The sequence below is a fragment of the Bradyrhizobium genosp. SA-4 str. CB756 genome, from assembly GCF_000473125.1.
In the GTDB taxonomy this organism is placed as follows: Bacteria; Pseudomonadota; Alphaproteobacteria; order Rhizobiales; family Xanthobacteraceae; genus Bradyrhizobium; species Bradyrhizobium arachidis.
On record NZ_KI421499.1, the window covers coordinates 6,921,279 to 6,939,368 of the forward strand.

Genomic DNA, 18,090 nt, shown 5'->3' on the forward strand with positions numbered 1-18,090 from the left:
GTCGACGCGACTCAAGTTCCGCCGCCTGTTGAGACGGCAACGTCACAGTCAAGCGAGCACGACTTCACGAAGCCGCGATGGAACCGCAGCCCCACCGGGGCGTTGGACGATCAACAGTGAGTGGGCGCGCGGAAGCTTCCGTGCGGGAGAGAGATATTGTGCGCGTCCTTCCCAGTGAACGTCTGATTTCCGGTAACGGCGAAGGCGCCCCGCTCCCCGACAGCCATAGCGAATTGCCGCCGGTGATCCGCCGCACCGAATTCGTTGCCTTCGCGCTCGCGGGCCTGCTCCTGATCGCGATCGTGGCCGTGCTCTATGTCGGCAAGGCGTTCTTCCTCCCCGTGGTGATGGCCTTCGTCACCGGCACCATGCTGTCGCCGGCGGCAACCTTCCTGGAGAATCGCAAGGTGCCGCGCGGGCTTGGCGCCGTCCTGATCGTGGTCGCCGTGACCGCCGTGGTCGCCTTCGTCGTCGCGCTGATCGCCTCGCCGGTGATGGAATGGAGCTCGCGCCTCCCGGAGCTCGGCGCGCAGCTCAAGGACAAGCTGCACGTGTTCGACCGGCCTCTGTTGCTGTGGCGGGAGCTGCAGACCATGGTCGGCGGCTCGGAGGGATTGCCGAGCTTCCAGATGCCGAAATTCGAATGGGTGCAGCCGACACTGGAATTCCTGTCGCCGACCTTCACCGAATTCCTGTTGTTCTTCGTTACGCTGATCCTGTTCATCGCGAGCTGGCGCGATCTGCGGCGGGCGCTGATCATGACCTTCAGCGACCGCGACGCGCGGCTGCGGACGCTGCGGATCCTCAACGAGATCGAGGTCCATCTCGGCAATTACCTGCTGACCGTCACGCTCATCAATGTCGGCGTTGGGGTTGCCACCGGCATCGTCTGCGCGCTCACCCACATGCCCAATCCCGCCGGCCTCGGCGCACTGGCGGCAACCCTAAACTTCATCCCGATCATCGGGCCGATCGCGATGTTCGCCGTCCTGGTCGTGGTGGGGCTCGTCGCCTTCCCGACCATCAGCGGCGGCCTGCTTGCCGCCCTCGCCTTCGGCGGTATCACCTTCCTGGAAGGACACTTCGTCACGCCCACCATCATCGGGCGGCGGCTGGCGCTGAATGCGCTCGCCGTGCTGCTCGCGCTCGCGTTCTGGACCTGGCTGTGGGGGCCGATGGGCGCGTTCCTGTCCTCGCCGCTCCTGATCGTCGCGCTGATCCTGAAGGAGCATCTCCTGCCGCCGGATGCGCCGCAGCTGCCGCAGGACTGACCGGTTTCCGTGAACGGAACTTCCCCGGCGACGAAGCGTTTTCCGGCTATCTCAGCCGTCAACAGTTCGGAGCTCCTGATGTCCACGCCCAATGCCGATGCCGGGATCAGAGACTGGACCGACAAAGCCACCAGAGAACGCCTCGAGAAGGATGTAGCAGCCGTGAAAAGCGATATCGCCGCCCTCACCGACCAGATCACCGACGCGCTCAATACCTTTGCCAATTCCACCAGCAAGCAGGCCAGACGCGGCTACCGCCAGGCGCGCGAGAACATGGATTCGGCGATCGACGACATGTCGGACCGGGGCAGCGCGATGATGGGTGCTGCGCAGGACGCCTACGGGTCGATCGAGGAGACGCTCGAAGATGCGATCACGCAGCGGCCGCTCGCGACCGTGGGTCTCGCGCTCGGCATCGGCTTCCTGATCGGCGCCGCCTGGCGGCGGTAAGGTCCGCGGAACGGAATCGAGATAACGGCGGCGCGCTGTGGCGCCGCCGGCGGCGGCTTGTGGGGATTTGAGGAGCAAGGCCATGTTTCAGCGCATCATCGACGGGATCAATGCTTCCGCCGGCACGACCGTGCGGCTGACCTCCCTCGCCGCAGGCGCCGCATTCGCGCTGTTCATCACGACCTGCTTCCTGTGCGCGGCGGCGTTCATCTCGGTGCTCGAGAAATATGGTCCGGTGCAGGCGTGCCTCGCGGGGGCTGGCATTTTCTTCCTGCTGACCCTGACCGCGGCGGTGAGCTATTGGGCCTACAAGCGGCAATTGCGCAAGGAAGCCCACATCGCGGCCGAGCGCGCCGCGAAGTCGGCGGCGCACAGCATGCTTGCTGATCCCATGCTGCTCGCCACGGGGCTCCAGATCGTTCGCGCCATCGGAGTCAAGCGGCTCTTGCCGATCCTCGCCATCGGCGGCGTCGCACTCGGCATCATGGCGAGCCGCGCCAGCGTATCCGACGAGGCCTCGGCCGAGCCGGCAGAGTGACGTCACGCCCGGCTGCGGTTGATGCAGACCACGGCCACCGCGAGCGGCGTCGCCAGCGCGATCCACGACAGCGGCAGCCAGAAGCCGGTTTGACCAAGCAACGCGGAGAGCAGGCCGAAAATGCTCAAGGCTGCGAGCAGCGACGGCCAGCGCCAGATCAGGGCTAGCGAACGGCGTCCCGTCATTCCGCGGCACCTGGCGATGCCAGCGGCATGGCCGCCGCAGACCCCTCCTGCGCCCTGCTGGCCCGCGACCGCACAAACCAGAGATAAACTCCGCTGCCAAGCACCACGATCGTGGTGAGGTCAAGCAGCACCCAGATGATCTTCAGCGGCATGCCGCCGTAATCGCCGAAATGCAGCGGACGCGACAGCTCCAGCGCGCGCAGATACCAGGGCATGGTGACCGCGGCGACCAGCGCGCCGCTCCTGGCATCGACCAGCACCGGGCTGAACAGGCGCGAGGTCAAGGGCTCCCTGCCCTTGGTCCAGACCACGTAGTGGAACGGCGAGCCGAACGGCGCGCCCGGATACACCACGCTGGTGGTGGTCATGTCGGGGAATGCGGCCTTCACGGTGTCGTAGGCGGCCTGCGGCGAGGACAGTTCGGAGGTCTGCGGCACCGGCTTGCCTTGCAGCGGCGCCAGCATCGCGCGCACGTCGGTCTGCTGCCATAGCGCGAACAGAGGCGTCGAGAGCTCGTTGATCACGCCGGTGGCGCCGACCACCAGCGCCCAGCCGAGGGTGACGACGCCGAGCAGATTGTGCAGGTCCAGCCATTTCAACCGCCGCGACCGGGCCGCACGTACGGTGCCGAAATCAAGCTTGCGCATGAACGGCCCGTAGATCGCGATCCCCGAGACGATCGCGGCGATGAACAGCAGCGCCATCGCGCCGAGGAACAGCTCGCCCGCGAGCCCTGCGAAGAGATCACGGTGCAGCGACAACATCAGTTGCAGGAAGGTGAGCCCGTCCTCGCCGAACGGTTTCGTCTGCTTCAGCACGTCGCCGGTGTGGGCGTCGAACCGGATCGAATGGATCGCCCGGCGATTGGCCTTGAACGCCTCCCAGGAGCTCGCCATGAACACCATGATCTTGGGCTCGTCGTCATCGACGAACACCGAGATGATGGTCTCGCCGGGATACATTTTCCGGCTGGCTTCGACCACCCGGTCGAGACTGACATTGGGCGTGCCCTCCGCCACCTGGGCATAAGGCAAGGCGTCGTCGAGCAGGCCGTCGATCTCGTCGCGCAGCACCAGCGGCAGGCCCGTGATGCAGATCAGCAGCAGGAACAGCGTGCAGATCAGGCTCGACCATTTGTGCACGAACAGCCAGCGCCGCAGTGCGGGCTTGCGTTCATACACACGTTCCTCGAAGGCGGCCTGCTCGCTCATCCCGTTCCTCTACCAGCGGTAGCGCAGCGTCGCAATCACGTTGCGGCGCAGGCCGTAATAGCAGCCGATGTCCTGGCAGAGCGTGACGTAAGTCTTGTCGAAGATGTTGGTGGCGTTGATCTGTGCCGAATAGCCCTTGAACATCGGCCCCAGCGCCGAGAAATCATAATGGAGCGAGGCATCGAACAGCGTCACGGCCGGGACGTAGAACGTGTTGGCGGTCGTGCCCGGCGTCTCGCCCACGTAGCGGACGCCACCGGAGAGACCAAAGCCGTCGAGCGGGCCGCTGCGGAAGGTGTAATCGGCCCAGGCCGCTGCCGAATTCATGGGCATGCCGACGGGATGCCTGCCGAGCTGGGTTGGCGTGTTGCTCCGTGTCACGACGTTGTCGAGATAGGTGTAGGAGGCCAGCAGCGTCAGCTCGCGGTTGACCTCGGTCTTGGCCTCGAGCTCAATGCCGCGCGAACGGATCTCGCCGGTCTGGACACGCTGTCCGACGCCGTGGGACGGATCGGTATCCGGTGTCAGCACGTTCTGCTGGATCAAATTGTACGCCGCGATCGTGTAGAGTGATTTGGCATTGGGCTGATACTTGATGCCCACTTCCTCCTGCTGGCCGGTCGTCGGCGCGAACGGACTGCCAGCGAAGGTCGTGCCGGCAATCGGCTGGAACGACTCGGTGTACTGGATGTAGGGCGCGATTCCGTTGTCGAACTTGTAGAGCAGCGCGCCGCGCTTGGTCACCGCGGTATCGGATTTCGGCGCGATCGCGGTGACGCCGCTCGCATAGGTCAGTGTTTCCGTGCGGGACTGCGCCAAATCGTGGCGGATACCGAGCAACGCGACCCAACGATCGAACTTGATCTGGTCCTGCGCATAGACGCCGAGCTGATCAAGGCTCTGATGGACGTTCGTCGTGTAAGGCACCGGCCCGATCGATACCCCGTAAACCGGATTGAACGCATTGATCGCGGGGACGACCGTGAGGCTGCCATTGAGCCGGTTGTCGGTGGCGTGGAGGTAGTCGAGGCCGGCGAGCACGGTATGCTCGAACGGGCCGGCATTGAACTTCGTCTCGACCTGGTTGTCGGCGTTGATGGAGCGGATGACCTCCTGCGTCGTGAAAGCGCCGCGCGCGAGGTTGGTCGGATCGGTCTGGCTGCCGTTGGGAGACACCACCGCGAAATCGGTGCTGAGGTCCATGTAGCGGACGTTCTGGCGAACCTTGAGATTGTTGTTGAAGCTGTGCTCGAGCTGATATCCGACCATGCCGAGGGTACGGTCGGTCTTGTCGAAATTCGGCTCGCCGGAATAGAAGCTCGTCGGGATGTAGCTTCCCTTGTAGGGCGTGATGGTGCCGATGCCATTCGGCGGCAATTGATTGTAGAAGCCGGCCTTGGGATCGCGCTGATAGGTGCCGAGCACGGTCAGCGTGGTGTCGTTGTCGGGGCGCCAGGTCAGCGACGGCGCGATCGAGATACGCTGATACTCGACGTGGTCGACCTGGCTGTTGACGTCGAAGCCGGACGCCGTGAAGCGGTAGAGGAACTCCTTGTTCTTGTCGATCGGGCCGGAGAGATCGACGCCCCCTTGCGCGCGGCCATAGCTGCCGGTTGACACGAACATCTCGTGATAGGGCTCCAGCGTCGGACGCTTCGAGACGAGATCGACGATGCCGCCGGGCGATGACTGGCCGTACAGCACCGATGCCGGCCCATGCAGGATTTCGACGCGTTCGAGATTGAAGGGCTCGATGATCGGATAGGCAAACACGCCGAAGTTCAGGATCCGCTGCGAATCCAGGTACTGGTCTGCCAGGAAGCCGCGAATATAAACATTGTCGAAGCGCGCGTCTGCGCCGGTCGTCTCGCTGCGCACGCCCGGTGAATAGCGGACCGCCTGCGCGATGCTCTGCGCAGCCTGGGCCTGGATCTGGTCCTGGGTCACGACGGAGATTGCGACGGGCGTCTCGATCAGCGCCGCATCGGTCTTGGTGCCGGTGCCGCTGCGGGTTGCGACCATGCCATCGACGTGGCCGAAGGCCGTTTCCTTGCGGCCTGCTCCGGATCCAGCCTCGGTTGCGGCCGCAGCAGCGGCGCCGGCGGGCACATTCGAGCGTCGCACCGTTCGCGCGCGGGCCGCGTTGCTTCGGCGCGAAGGTGATGCGTTCGCACCTTTCGGAGGTGCGCTTCCCTGCACGGTGACCGGGCTGAGCTCGGTGGGCGCCGCCGTCGATGATTGTGCCGCCGCCCCCGTCGCAATGATCAAAACAACTGAGCTGACGGCCCCCACGAGCCGCCAGCGCCCCACTTCCAAAACGCCCACTGCAACTTCCCCAATTCCGACGGCCGCGCATGCATGCAGCCGGACCAAGGAGGTACCGCAGCGGTTCAACCTTGCCTGCTAGAAGGCCTCCAGCCTGGAGATTTTCCATTTCTAGACTTGAGAAGCGCTGCAACCACGCGCAGAACCATGCAGCGCCGCCGCGGAAGGTCTCTCGTAAGCCGAAGACAGAACGGCCCTCTTTCCGAAAATTGCGTCCCGGGCGGGGGTAAGCGCGGGCCCGCCACCACGCCGGCTCGCGTTGCGCAATTTTTCACCAGCCGGGACAAAACCGGCCCCGCTCACGCAAACGCTACTCGGACGGGCTGGCGGTTGCCGCTAAAAGCAGCGCCCTGATTCCAAAAGAAATATTTAGCAATGAAGCCGTCGGTTAAGGCGAACCTCGCCGCATTCCATCACGACGCCAGGCTCTATTTGACGCTCGGTATCGCCAACTGGTCGGTGTTCGTCGATCACATCCCGAACAACGTCGTCAATTTGCTGACGCTGCGCAATTTCGGCTTCAGCGGCGCCGCGGACCTGTTCGTGTTCGTCGTCGGTTATGGCGTCGCCATCATCCATGGACGGATGGCGCTGGAGCGCGGCTATCTCGTCGCCGCGACGCGCATCTTCCGCCGCGTCTGGCGGCTCTACGCGGCCTATGTCGTGCTGTTCGTGATCTATATCGACACCATCGCCTATGTCGCATCGCAGTCGATGGCGCCGGAGATCATCCACGAATACAATATCTCCGGGATTCTCGAGCACCCGCTGCGCATCCTGGTGCGCGGCCTCGTGCTGCAGGAGGAGCCGCTGAACCTCGACCTGCTGCAACTGATGATCCCGCTGATGGCATTCTTTCCGCTCGTGCTGTGGGGGCTGCTGCGGCGGCCGAACGTGACGCTCGGTGCATCGGTCGCGCTGTATTTGGCGGCGCGCTGGTTCGACTGGAATTTCCGGGTCTATCCCGATCAGGAGTGGACCTTCAATCCGCTGTGCTGGCAGATGCTGATGGTGCTGGGCGGCTGGTTCGCCGTGACGGGCGCGCCCGGCCGGGCGCTGCGCGGCATGTCCTGGCTGCGGATCCTCGCCGGCGTCTATCTCATCTTCGCGATGGCTGTCACGCTGATGCGCCATTCGCCGGCCTTGTCCGCCTACCTGCCGGACGTCTTCCTCAGCGGCATCACGCCGACCGACAAGGAAAACCTCGCGCCCTATCGCGTGGTCCATTTCCTCGCGCTCGCCTTCCTCGCGACCCATCTCATTCCGGCCGATCATCCCGGCCTGAATTGGCGGCCGCTTCAGGCGGTGATCACGTGCGGCGAGGAATGGCTCGCGGTGTTCTGTATCGCCGTGTTCCTGTCCTTCGCCGGCCATCTCATCTTGATCACCGGGCCGAACCTGATGGTGATGCAGATCGCGGTGAGCCTCGTCGGCTTCGCCGCGCTAACCGGAGTTGCCTATTACATCTCCTGGTCCAAGCGGCAGGACCTGCCGGCGGCCTTGCGCCAGCAGGCCTAAAGCGCGATGAGATCAGGATGAATCGTCATCGCGCTTTAGGTCGTTGTTTGAGCATGATCTTTTCGGAAAACCGCTGCACACTTTTCCGGATCATGCTCTAGAGCTCTGTTCCGATGGAATCGGAACGGGGCCTTGGCTACTTATCTTGATGCGTTTTCTTCACACGATCCACTTCGCTCGAAGAGACCTTGCCAAAATAATCGTGCGATTCTGCTAGGCCGAAAGCGGCGGCTGCGCTATGCCGGGTGTCGTGAGGAGACCGGCGTGGCAATGGCGAAAGGCGGGGGTGAAGAGGCCGGCAGCACGCCCCGGCGCGGCCGGCCGAGGTCGATCGAGACCACCAACGCCATTCTCGAAAGCGCCTATGCGCTGATGGCGGCCACCGGCCTTGCCACCACCACCATCGACGCCGTCGCGCGCCATTCCAGCGTCTCCAAGATGACGATCTACAAATGGTGGCCGTCGCGCGAGGCGCTTTTGATCGACGCCTTCCTCTACCATGCCGCGCAGATGCTGCCGCTGCCGCCGGCGAGCTCTGGCAGCCCCGCGGCGCGCACCCGCCGCCACGCCGCGGCCTATGCCGAGGCGCTTCAGGGCGAATTCGGCAAGGTCCAGCTCGCCGTCATCTCCGAATGCATTTCGAAGACCGGCTCGGCCAGGCTGTTCTACGCCCGCTATCTGCAATTCCGCCGCGACGCGCTGGTGGAAATCATCGCCGCAGGCCAGAACGACGGCAGCATCCTGGCCGACGGACCGGCCGGAGACCTCTATGACGCGATCTATGGCAGCCTGTTCTACCGCTACGTCTTCGGCATCACGCCGATCACGCCCGGCTATGCGCGCAGCCTGGTCGACCTGATCCTGCGGCCGAAAGGCTAAAGCATGATCCCGAAGAGTGCGTAGCGGTTTTCCGAAAAGATCATGCGCAAACAACAAGCTAAAGCGCGATGACGATTCATCCTGATCTCATCGCGCTTTAGCCGCGCACAGGCCTTACCGGCGCCGAGATCTTGTCGGTGCGATCGCGCTCGGTCATGTCGACCACCGTCTCCATCGGCGCGGTCAGCTCGTAGACATAGGAGACGTCGGTGAAGAAGCGCTTGGCGGTGCCGCCGAGCGCCTCGGGCGCAACGCGGTCGAGCAGGATCAGGCCGAAATCGGAATCCGGGCGGCGCGTCGCCTCGCTGGTGTTGAACTCCTCCCAGCGGAAATGGAAGACCTCGTCGGGCGCCTCGCCCGTCACCGTCCAGTTGGCGGTGATGTGCGGATGCTTGCCGACCAGCGACAGGCCCTCGTCGGAATGTGAGGCGAGCTCGAAGAACAGCAGCGACAGGCTCTGCGCCGCGCGCGCGCTGACGGCGATGTCGGGACCGGTGACGGCGATGCGATCCGCATGCGGGATGGCCCGCGCCTCGAACAGGCCCTTCAGCTTGACGCCCTGCCACTGGCTCTCGCTGAGCAGCGAGACCACGTTGGACATGGCATGGATGCGGCCGATCAAAAGCTCGCGCGCGACGTCGATGTCCGAGCCGTGGCGCAGCGTCCGCGTCACGATCGACTGGATCACCGCCAGGATGTTCTTGACCCGGTGGTTGAGCTCGTCGATGACCGCGGTCAGCCGCCGCTCGAAGCCGATCCGCACCTGGATCTCGCGGCTGAGCCGCAAATTGTTGTAGGCGACATAGCCGAACAGGCCGCAGACCATCGCAGTGATGGCAAAGCCAATCGCGGCCACGATGATCGCGGTCTGCTCTGCGCGCCGCGCCGAGTTGGTCTTGGCGTAGTAGCTGAGCTGCCAGTCGCGGCCGCCGAAGCTCACCGTGCGCGTCGCCGACGGCGCCGGCCCGTCCGCCGCCGCAATGCGCGTCGAGACCACGCCCTGGTCGTTGGCGATCAGCTCGCCGCCTTCCCTGCGCGGGTCCTTGAGCGCGACCGAGAACAACGACATGTCGTCATTGGTCAGCATCAACGATGCGAGTTCGTAAGAAAATGTGACGAAGCCGACCGGCACGGTCGCGCCTTCGGGAATGACCGGAGCTGCGACGATCACGCCGATCGGCCCGTTCGGATGCAAGAGCGGCACCGGATCGGAGGCGACCGACCTCTTCTCGACCCGGGCGCGGGTGAGCATCGCGCTGCGCACCGGGTCCTGATCATAGCTGCGGCCGGGCAGCATTTTGGTCTCGTCGCTGCGCGGCTCGAGATCCATCAGCACGTCGATCGGCTGGGTGAGGCCGGTGATCGGCTTGTCGTTGTAGTCGCGGATCTCAGGCCTCGGGAAGCCGGCGGCCGAGATCGCGGCCTGCGCCGCAGCGAGCTCGTTCGGCTGAAGGCGGGCGACCCAACCGGCCACCACGAAATCGGTCTTGAAGGCGTAGATGGCCGAGCGCAGCGGCTCCAGCATGTTCGGCTTGAGCACCGATGGCGCGCGGAACAGGCCTGAGGCGACGCGCGCGAGCAGCTCGCGCTCGGTCAGCCGGTCCTGGACGAGGCTGGCATGAACGTCGATCGCCCGCGCGAGCGCGATCCGGTCCAGCGCCAGCTCCTGGTCGTGAACGCGATAGGCCGCCAGCCCGGAGAGCAAGGCTCCGAGCAGAGCGATGAAACCGATGATGAAACCCAGCCGGACCACGCGACTACTCAGGCGAAAGCAGCAGGTCGACAATAAGCACGGAGCATATGAACGCCGCTCGAACGGCCATGTGCCGAAACAGGGTGAACCCCAGTGGCGGAGATAATGAAGGAGGAGGCATCAGTACGCAACTTGGGTCGCCCGAAAAGCTTAATTCGTCCGGCCGATGGTCTGGCCGGGATTAACCTTCCCCCGGGCACCGGAGGTAATTAATCGCCGTGTCCGAAATTTGTTCCGCCTGGTGCGCTCTGCCCCAGGTGTTAACGGCGAAAAGCGCCTGCGTAACGTCGTCGCGTCCGTCAGCCCGCCCGTTTCAGGCCGCCTTTGGCCTCGATGAAGCCGACGATGCGGTCGAGCCCCTCGCTCTTTTTCAGGTTGGTCATGACGAAGGGGCGCTCGCCGCGCATGCGCCGCGCGTCCGTATCCATCTTCTCCAGGGAGGCGCCGACATGGGGCGCGAGGTCGATCTTGTTGATGACCAGCAGGTCGGACCGGGTGATGCCGGGGCCGCCCTTGGACGGGATCTTGTCGCCGGCCGCGACGTCAATGACGTAGATGGTGAGGTCGGCCAGCTCCGGGGAAAAAGTGGCAGCGAGATTGTCGCCGCCGGATTCGATCAGCACGAGATCGAGACCGGGGAATTTTGCGCGCATGTCGGCGACAGCGGCGAGATTCATCGAGGCGTCCTCGCGGATCGCGGTGTGCGGGCAGCCGCCGGTCTCGACGCCGGCGATGCGGTCCGGCGTCAGCGAGCCCGAGCGCACAAGGAATTCCGCATCCCATTTGGTGTAGATGTCGTTGGTGATCGCGGCGATGTCATAGCGCTCGCGCATGGTCTTGCAGAGCAAGTCCATCAGCGCGGTCTTGCCCGATCCGACGGGGCCGCCGACGCCGACACGCAAGGGGCCGTGGGATTTCGACATGTGACTTGCTCTCTCTTGCTGGATCGAAGGCCGCAACGCTCAGGAACGAAACAGCCGTGTATATTGCGTCTCGTGCCGCAGACTGGCGAGATCGGCGCGGAACGTCGCGCTGCCGAGATCGTCCAGTGTCGCATTCAGCGCCCGATTGGCGGTGGCGGCCACCTTGGCTTCCAGCTTCACCAGCACGCGCTGGCTGTCGGTCTGACCGAGCGGAATGAGGCGGCTTGCCGCCGAGATCCAGTTCGAGACCAGCGCATGCAGGAAGGCGTGCAGCGTCGGCGCCAGAGGAACGCCGTGCATCGCTGCGACGACGCCGACCGCGACGGTATAGACCAGTGGCGCGCGGCATGCCGCGACCAAGGCATCCAGGCCGTCTGCATCCCACGCGGCCCGGGCGATGTCGACGAAGGCCCGTCCCTGCGAGGTCGTCTCCAGTTGCCGCTCGCGCGACGGCACGAAGGCCGCGGCAAGCTCGGCAATATCGCTCAGGGCGGCCTCTTCACCCGCCTCCGTGGCCCGATAGGCATGAACCAGAAACGTCGCATCGCAAAAGCCGGAGCCATCGGCGAGCATCGCCTCGAGCCAGTCGGCGAGCGTCGCGATGTCTGTGATATCGCCCGCCTCGACCGCCCATTCGATGCCGCTGGAATAGGAGAAGCCGCCGACGGGAAACGCCGGCGACAGCCAGGTCATCAGCCGGTACAGCGCCGCCGCCTCGCCCTCGGCGAGGTCGCGGGCACTGGCCGGCTCATTTGTGGTCATGAGCATGCTTGTGGCCGTGGTGATGGTCTGGATGGTCGCAATGCTCGTCGTGGTGATGGTGGTGATCGTGTCCATGGTCATGCGCGGCATGATCATGGTGATGGTGGTCATGGCCGTGATGATCGTGGTGGTCGTGATCGTGATCATGGTGATGATGACCGTGACCGTGGTGCGCGTGATCATGATGAGCATGATCATCGTGCCCATGCGCATGACCGGCATCGGCGTAAGCGCCGCCTTCGGGATCGAACGGCGCCTCGATCTCGACCACGCGCGCACCGAGGCCCTTCACCATGGCCTCGATGACGTGGTCGCGACGGATGCGCAGGGCCTTGGCCATGATCTGCGTCGGCAGATGACGGTTCCCGAGATGCCAGCCGACGCGGATGAGATGGTGCGGATCGCGGCCGCGGATCTCGAGCAACGGCTCGGGCGCAGCGACCACCTCGACCAGCTTTCCGTCTTCCAGCACCAGCGCATCGCCGCCGCGCAGCGCGACGGCGTTCTCCAGGTCGAGCAGGAATTCGAGGCCGCGCGTCCCCGTCATCGCCATGCGGCGGCGGTGCCGATCGTCGAAATCGAGCACGACCGTATCCGCCGGTGCTTCCGTGAAGCGGTGCTGTCCCTTAACCTGCGTCGCCCGGATCATTCGCTTCTACCCTGTTACCGCACTTCGACCTTCTCGGGCGTGATCACCTCGATCTTCGGCGGCGCCGTGAAGCACTTCACCGCGACGCGGCCGAACGTCTTCATGTGCTCCATGGCACGATGCGGCACCAATGCCTCGGCATTCTCCCACTGCTCGACGAACACCATCTTGCTGGGATCAGTGACGCTCTCGTGCAAATCATAGGCGATATTGCCGGGCTCCTTCCGCGTCTCCTTGATGCAGGCGGTGGCGGCTGCGATGAATTCGGCGCGCGTTTCGGGCTTGATGGTCAGGGTGGCAACGACGTAGATCACGAGAAATCCTCCCGGCTTTTCTTCTCTGAGGTTACGATACCGGGCGGGACATTAGACCAGGCGGGATCGAACGCAAAACCCGAAAAGCCGTCCCCGGACATGTTCCGGGGACATGCGTTGAGCCGCTATTTCAGTACATGAAATATCGCTGCGCCATCGGCAGCACCTCGGCGGGGGCGCAGGTCAGGAGTTCGCCGTCGGCGCGGACCTCATAGGTCTCCGGATCGACCTCGATATCGGGCGTGGCGTCGTTGTGGATCATGCTCTTCTTCGAGATCTTTCCGCGGGTGTTCTGGACCGCATAGAGCTTCTTCTCGATGCCGAGCTTTCGCGCGAGGCCGCCGGTGACCGCGGCTTTCGAGGTGAAGACGACGGAGGACGCGGTGCGCGCCTTGCCGAAGGCGCCGAACATCGGCTGGTAATGCACCGGCTGCGGTGTCGGGATCGAGGCGTTGGGATCGCCCATGGGAGCTGCGACGATGGTGCCGCCCTTGACGACGCAGTCCGGCTTGACGCCGAAGAAGGCCGGCGACCACAGCACGAGATCGGCAAGTTTGCCCTTCTCCACCGAGCCGATCAGTTTCGACACGCCGTGCGCAATCGCCGGGTTGATCGTATACTTGGCGATGTAGCGCTTGACACGAAAGTTGTCGTTGTCCTTGCCCTTGTCCTGCGGCAGCGACCCACGCTGCTTCTTCATCTTGTCGGCAGTCTGCCAGGTCCGGATGATGACCTCGCCGAGCCGGCCCATGGCTTGCGAGTCCGAGGACATCATCGAGAGCGCGCCGAGATCGTGCAGGATGTCCTCTGCCGCGATGGTCTCCTTGCGGATGCGGCTCTCGGCGAACGCCAAATCTTCCGCGATCGCGGGATCGAGGTGGTGGCACACCATCAGCATATCCAGATGCTCGTCGATCGTGTTGCGCGTGAACGGGCGCGTCGGGTTGGTCGAGGACGGCAGCACGTTCTTGAGCCCTGCGACCTTGATGATATCGGGGGCGTGGCCGCCGCCGGCGCCTTCTGTGTGGAAGGCGTGGATGGTGCGGCCCTTGAAGGCCTTGATCGTGTCTTCGACGAAGCCGGATTCGTTCAGCGTATCGGAATGCAGCATGACCTGGACGTCGTGATCATCGGCCACCGACAGGCAGTTGTCGATCGCGGCCGGCGTGGTGCCCCAATCCTCGTGCAGCTTCAGCGCACAGGCGCCGGCCTTGATCATCTCGACCAGCGCTGCGGGACGCGAGGCGTTGCCCTTGCCGGAGATGCCGAGATTGACCGGGAAGGCATCGAACGACTGGATCATCCGCCCGATGTGCCAGGGGCCCGGGGTGCAAGTGGTCGCGAAGGTGCCGTGCGAGGGACCCGTGCCGCCGCCCAGCATCGAGGTGACGCCGCTCATGAGCGCGTGTTCGATCTGCTGCGGGCAGATGAAATGGATGTGGCTGTCGAAGCCGCCGGCGGTGAGGATTTTTCCTTCGCCCGCGATCACGTCCGTGCCGGGGCCGATGATGATGGTGACGCCCGGCTGGATATCGGGATTGCCGGCCTTGCCGATCGCCGAGATCATGCCGTCCTTGATCGCGACGTCGGCTTTCACGATGCCCCAGTGATCGAGGATCAGCGCATTGGTGATGACGGTATCGGCTGCGCCCTGCTTGTTGGTGACCTGCGATTGCCCCATGCCGTCGCGGATCACCTTGCCGCCGCCGAACTTCACCTCCTCGCCATAGGTGGTGAAATCCTTCTCCACCTCGATGATGAGGTCGGTGTCGGCCAGCCGCACCCTGTCGCCGGTGGTCGGGCCGAACATGTCGGCATAGACGGAACGCTTGATCTTCACGGACATGCTTGAACCCCCATCATTCCGATACGTGCAGCCGCGATCTCGCACTCACTTCGTGGAGCTCGCGCAAAGATCGAGAAATTTGCCGACATTGTCGAGACCAACCTTGAATTCCTCGTGGACCTCGGCCTTGCCGAACTTGAAGTCGATGACACCATCGCGCTTGAAGCGGTCGAACATCTTGTGGCTGACTTGAACGCCGAATTTGTAGCGCCATCCGTCGATGAAAGAATAAAACAGATCGATGGTCGCGGATTCCGCATTGGCATCCGGCGCTACGTTGATCCAGGGTGCCTGATCTGTCCGGATCCTCTCCGCCATGACCGTGCGAATGCCCTCCTTGGCTTCGCCTTCGATGCTGACGTAGCCGGTCTTCTGGGTGCAGGACAGCAGCGGCAGGCCGAAAGCGTCACCGGGCTCGTCGGTATCTGCAATCGCAAGAAGTGCGTCCGTTCCCTGGTCGAACAGACGCCATCGAGCCTCGTCCGCATTGGCCTGCGGCGGGCCAAACGAGAGGCCTACGCACGCCGAAAGGGCACAACGTTTCGCCAGCGCGGCAAGCTGACTCACAGCAAAGCCCTCGCTGCTTTCACGGCATCGTCGAATTTCGTGTCGAGCCATGGATTGCCGCCGCGACAGCCGGCGACCACCTGCTCGGCCCAACCGGTGTAGTCGGCGAGATCGTCGCGCTCCTCGTTGGTCGGATCGGTCTGAATGCGGGCGCCGATATTGCTGATCTTGTCGGCGATCTTGATCAGCTTTGCGCCGGGGGATTTGTGCGGAGCGTCCTCGATCTGCTTCTGCCGCCGCTCGGCTTTCGGCAGGCTCATGTCATCGGTGCATTCGACGACGAGGGAGGCGACACGCTCTGAGAATGTCTGCGCAAGCTCTTCGCGTGTGGTGTCGGTGTCCTCGATCGTATCGTGCAACCAACCGGCCGCAACCAGCTCGGCATCGGCCCCGTCGGTCGCGCTCGCGAGCAGGTTCGCGACCTCGGCGAGATGATTGATATAGGGCTCGTTGCCGCGCCCCTTGCGCGCCATGCCGTTGTGGCGGCGCGCAGCGAGTTCAGCAGCTTCGGAGATGAGGCGAATTGGCGACAGCATGGCAAATTCCTCCGTTTTCGCCTCAACGGTGCCGCGTCATGCTCGTTCCTGCTGAGCTCACAGCTTCCCCATGACGTCGCCGCGGAAGCCATAGATGGTCTTCTTGCCGGCCATCGCGACGAGCTGGACGTCGCGGGTCTGGCCGGGCTCGAAGCGGACGGCGGTGCCGGCGGCGATGTCGAGGCGCATGCCGCGGGCTTTCTTGCGGTCGAACTTCAGCGCGGGGTTGGTCTCGAAGAAATGGTAGTGCGAGCCGACCTGGATCGGGCGGTCACCGGTGTTGGCGACCGTGAGCGTCACGGTCTTGCGGCCCGCATTGAGCTCGATCTCGCCGTCCTGGATGAAGAGTTCGCCGGGGATCATTCTATCCTCCTCGTCATTCCGGGGCTCGCGCAGCGAGAAGGCCGGAATCTCGATCAACAATTTCTGGATTCCGGGTTCGCCCTGCGGGCGCCCCGGAATGACGAATTCAAAACTACCTGATCGGCTCGTGCACGGTGACGAGCTTGGTGCCGTCAGGAAAAGTCGCCTCGACCTGGATGTCGTGGATCATCTCGGGAATGCCCGGCATCACCTGGTCGCGGGTCAGCACCTGCGCGCCTGATTGCATCAGCTCGGCGACAGTGCGGCCGTCGCGCGCGCCTTCGAGAATGAAATCGGAGATGATCGCGACCGCCTCGGGGTGGTTGAGCTTGACGCCGCGGTCCAGCCGGCGGCGGGCCACGATGGCGGCCATCGAGATCAGAAGCTTGTCCTTTTCGCGGGGAGACAGGTTCATGAAAAATCTCTTCCGTTCAACGCATCAATTCAGCCAGAGCCGCGGCAAGGCCGCACCGGTGCGCGCCAGCACCGCCATCATGTCGGCGCGCAAGCGCGCCGCATCTTGGGCACAGAACCGCGCCATTGCAAAGCCATTCCAGGCCGAGATTCCGACCTCGCCGGAGAATGAATCCGAGGCCTCGCGGATTTTTTCGACCAGGGCCTCATCGCCAGGGACGATCAGCGCCGTGCCGATCGCGGCGCCGCCTTTGGCTACGGCGGATCGCCCAAGCTTGGCGCCTATATTGCCATCGAGCCGGACCGTCTCGGCGAACACCAGCTTCCCGCCGCGACGCAGCCGCCAGCGGTCGACGAACTCGCCCTGCTCCATCCGCTCGCCCATCGCGGTGCGGCCGAATACGACAATTTCACAAAGCAGGAGCGACGCCGCGCTATCGAGCTCGATGTCGAAACGGCGATGGACCCGGGCGCGATCGAACAGGATGGTCTCCTGGGGCAGCCAGGCGAGATGCGCACCCGCCGCGACTTTCAAGCCGATGTTGAGCTGCGCCGCCGCGCCCGGCGCGCGATAGACCTTTTCGGCGGCCGCCGTGGTCAATGTCAGGCGCGCGGCATCGGCGGCCGCGATCTCGATGTCGAAACGATCGCCGCCGGCGACTCCGCCGGCGGTGTTGACGAACACGCCGGACAGCCCCTCGCCTTCCGGCGACGGAAACCGTACGCGCAGCGAGCCGGATTCATGCAAGGTCCCGCGTCGCGTGACGCCATCGCGGGCATGGACATCGAAACGCACCGCGCCACGGGCGCGGTTCGCCTCGAAAACTCCGGACATGGCTGATAGCTCACTGCGCATCCGCCTCCCCAGCCGGTCGCGGCAAATTTCCGGGCTACAGCGCCATCTGGCGGCTGATCTCGCTCGGGTCGAGATTGGAGCGGTCGCAGGTGAACTTCACCGCGCCGCGATCCATCACCGCGAAACTGTCGCCGAGTTCGCAGGCAAAGTCGAGATATTGTTCGACCAGCACGATGGCGATGTTGCCGAGGTTTCGGAGATACGAGATGGCGCGGCCGATGTCCTTGATGATCGAGGGCTGGATGCCCTCGGTCGGCTCGTCGAGCAGCAGCAGTTTTGGCCGCATCACCAGCGCGCGGCCGATCGCGAGCTGCTGCTGCTGGCCGCCGGAGAGGTCGCCGCCGCGGCGGCCGAGCATGGATTGCAGCACCGGGAACAGCGAGAACACGTCGTCCGGAATGTGCTTGTCCTCGCGCTTGAGCGGGCCGAAGCCGGTCTTGAGGTTCTCCTCGACCGTCAAGAGCGGAAATATCTCGCGGCCCTGCGGCACGAAGCCGATGCCCTTGCGGGCGCGCTCATAGGGCTTGAGGCCGGTGATGTCGCTGCCGTCGAGCACGATCGCGCCCGAGGAGATCGGGTATTGCCCGACCATGGCGCGCAGCAGCGAGGTCTTGCCGACGCCGTTGCGTCCGAGCACGCAGGTCACCTTGCCGGGCTCCGCCGAAATCGACACACCGCGCAGCGCCTGCGCCGCGCCGTAGAACAGGTTGATGTCCTTGACCTCAAGCAT

20 protein-coding genes are annotated in these 18,090 nt (G+C 64.3%); 5 read left to right on the top strand and 15 right to left on the bottom strand.

Annotated features, from left to right (window positions below):
- The first annotated feature begins 158 nt into the window (after positions 1 to 158).
- The 3 genes from BRAGE_RS0133160 to BRAGE_RS0133170 all read left to right on the top strand — a co-directional run bounded on the left by BRAGE_RS0133160 (position 159) and on the right by BRAGE_RS0133170 (position 2,259).
- Positions 159 to 1,271 carry an AI-2E family transporter gene (locus BRAGE_RS0133160; RefSeq protein ID WP_027561177.1) on the top strand — a complete coding sequence of 371 codons (1,113 nt, stop codon included), beginning with the start codon at positions 159 to 161 and terminating at the stop codon, positions 1,269 to 1,271.
- 78 nt (positions 1,272 to 1,349) lie between these two features.
- The gene (locus BRAGE_RS0133165; RefSeq protein ID WP_027561178.1) at positions 1,350 to 1,721 is read left to right on the top strand and encodes a DUF883 family protein; all 372 of its coding nucleotides are present in this window, start codon (positions 1,350 to 1,352) and stop codon (positions 1,719 to 1,721) included.
- Positions 1,722 to 1,803: 82 nt separating this feature from the next.
- Entirely contained in the window at positions 1,804 to 2,259 is a 456-nt protein-coding gene (locus BRAGE_RS0133170) for a hypothetical protein (RefSeq protein WP_027561179.1), read from the top strand.
- Between the two features lie 2 nt (positions 2,260 to 2,261).
- On the opposite strand, the gene BRAGE_RS0133175 is transcribed toward BRAGE_RS0133170, so the two are convergent.
- The 3 genes from BRAGE_RS0133175 to BRAGE_RS0133185 are packed head-to-tail and all read right to left on the bottom strand — an operon-like array spanning position 2,262 to position 5,779.
- Positions 2,262 to 2,444: a hypothetical protein gene (locus BRAGE_RS0133175; protein WP_051378226.1), complete on the bottom strand. Its 183-nt coding sequence runs from the start codon at positions 2,442 to 2,444 to the stop codon at positions 2,262 to 2,264.
- Positions 2,441 to 3,655, bottom strand: coding sequence for a PepSY-associated TM helix domain-containing protein (locus BRAGE_RS0133180; RefSeq protein ID WP_051378228.1), 1,215 nt, complete (start codon positions 3,653 to 3,655; stop codon positions 2,441 to 2,443). The genes BRAGE_RS0133175 and BRAGE_RS0133180 overlap by 4 nt, the downstream gene beginning before the upstream one ends.
- A 9-nt stretch (positions 3,656 to 3,664) precedes the next feature.
- Positions 3,665 to 5,779, bottom strand: a complete 2,115-nt coding sequence (locus BRAGE_RS0133185) for a TonB-dependent siderophore receptor (RefSeq protein WP_231164211.1) — start codon at positions 5,777 to 5,779, stop codon at positions 3,665 to 3,667.
- Between the two features lie 576 nt (positions 5,780 to 6,355).
- On the opposite strand from BRAGE_RS0133185, the gene BRAGE_RS0133190 reads away from it, so the two are divergent.
- Both BRAGE_RS0133190 and BRAGE_RS0133195 read left to right on the top strand, forming a co-directional pair.
- A complete protein-coding gene (locus BRAGE_RS0133190; RefSeq protein WP_027561183.1) occupies positions 6,356 to 7,498 on the top strand; it encodes an OpgC domain-containing protein in 1,143 nt (380 codons plus the stop codon).
- A gap of 270 nt (positions 7,499 to 7,768) precedes the next feature.
- Positions 7,769 to 8,377, top strand: coding sequence for a TetR/AcrR family transcriptional regulator (locus tag BRAGE_RS0133195; RefSeq protein WP_027561184.1), 609 nt, complete (start codon positions 7,769 to 7,771; stop codon positions 8,375 to 8,377).
- Between the two features lie 97 nt (positions 8,378 to 8,474).
- On the opposite strand, the gene BRAGE_RS0133200 is transcribed toward BRAGE_RS0133195, so the two are convergent.
- The 12 genes from BRAGE_RS0133200 to urtE all read right to left on the bottom strand — a co-directional run bounded on the left by BRAGE_RS0133200 (position 8,475) and on the right by urtE (position 18,090).
- Positions 8,475 to 10,130 (bottom strand): CHASE domain-containing protein, encoded by a 1,656-nt coding sequence (locus BRAGE_RS0133200; protein WP_027561185.1) that lies wholly within the window; start codon positions 10,128 to 10,130, stop codon positions 8,475 to 8,477.
- 299 nt (positions 10,131 to 10,429) lie between these two features.
- Complete coding sequence (ureG, locus tag BRAGE_RS0133205; RefSeq protein ID WP_008131868.1) at positions 10,430 to 11,053, bottom strand: urease accessory protein UreG; 624 nt, start codon at positions 11,051 to 11,053, stop codon at positions 10,430 to 10,432.
- A 39-nt stretch (positions 11,054 to 11,092) separates the two neighbouring features.
- Positions 11,093 to 11,821 carry an urease accessory protein UreF gene (locus tag BRAGE_RS0133210; protein ID WP_063617194.1) on the bottom strand — a complete coding sequence of 243 codons (729 nt, stop codon included), beginning with the start codon at positions 11,819 to 11,821 and terminating at the stop codon, positions 11,093 to 11,095.
- Positions 11,802 to 12,464 carry an urease accessory protein UreE gene (gene ureE, locus BRAGE_RS0133215; RefSeq protein WP_027561187.1) on the bottom strand — a complete coding sequence of 221 codons (663 nt, stop codon included), beginning with the start codon at positions 12,462 to 12,464 and terminating at the stop codon, positions 11,802 to 11,804. Before ureE ends, BRAGE_RS0133210 begins: the two co-directional genes overlap by 20 nt.
- 14 nt (positions 12,465 to 12,478) lie before the next feature.
- Positions 12,479 to 12,778: a putative quinol monooxygenase gene (locus BRAGE_RS0133220; protein WP_027561188.1), complete on the bottom strand. Its 300-nt coding sequence runs from the start codon at positions 12,776 to 12,778 to the stop codon at positions 12,479 to 12,481.
- 130 nt (positions 12,779 to 12,908) lie between these two features.
- Positions 12,909 to 14,624: an urease subunit alpha gene (ureC, locus tag BRAGE_RS0133225; RefSeq protein ID WP_027561189.1), complete on the bottom strand. Its 1,716-nt coding sequence runs from the start codon at positions 14,622 to 14,624 to the stop codon at positions 12,909 to 12,911.
- 45 nt (positions 14,625 to 14,669) lie between these two features.
- Entirely contained in the window at positions 14,670 to 15,191 is a 522-nt protein-coding gene (locus BRAGE_RS0133230; protein ID WP_027561190.1) for a hypothetical protein, read from the bottom strand.
- Positions 15,188 to 15,727: an HD domain-containing protein gene (locus BRAGE_RS0133235; protein WP_027561191.1), complete on the bottom strand. Its 540-nt coding sequence runs from the start codon at positions 15,725 to 15,727 to the stop codon at positions 15,188 to 15,190. The genes BRAGE_RS0133230 and BRAGE_RS0133235 overlap by 4 nt, the downstream gene beginning before the upstream one ends.
- Before the next feature lie 57 nt (positions 15,728 to 15,784).
- Complete coding sequence (locus tag BRAGE_RS0133240; protein ID WP_026202067.1) at positions 15,785 to 16,090, bottom strand: urease subunit beta; 306 nt, start codon at positions 16,088 to 16,090, stop codon at positions 15,785 to 15,787.
- A gap of 112 nt (positions 16,091 to 16,202) precedes the next feature.
- Positions 16,203 to 16,505, bottom strand: coding sequence for an urease subunit gamma (locus BRAGE_RS0133245; protein WP_027553946.1), 303 nt, complete (start codon positions 16,503 to 16,505; stop codon positions 16,203 to 16,205).
- Positions 16,506 to 16,529: 24 nt separating this feature from the next.
- Positions 16,530 to 17,339, bottom strand: coding sequence for an urease accessory protein UreD (locus BRAGE_RS0133250; RefSeq protein ID WP_416207777.1), 810 nt, complete (start codon positions 17,337 to 17,339; stop codon positions 16,530 to 16,532).
- A gap of 55 nt (positions 17,340 to 17,394) precedes the next feature.
- Positions 17,395 to 18,090, bottom strand: a complete 696-nt coding sequence (gene urtE, locus BRAGE_RS0133255) for an urea ABC transporter ATP-binding subunit UrtE (protein WP_027561193.1) — start codon at positions 18,088 to 18,090, stop codon at positions 17,395 to 17,397.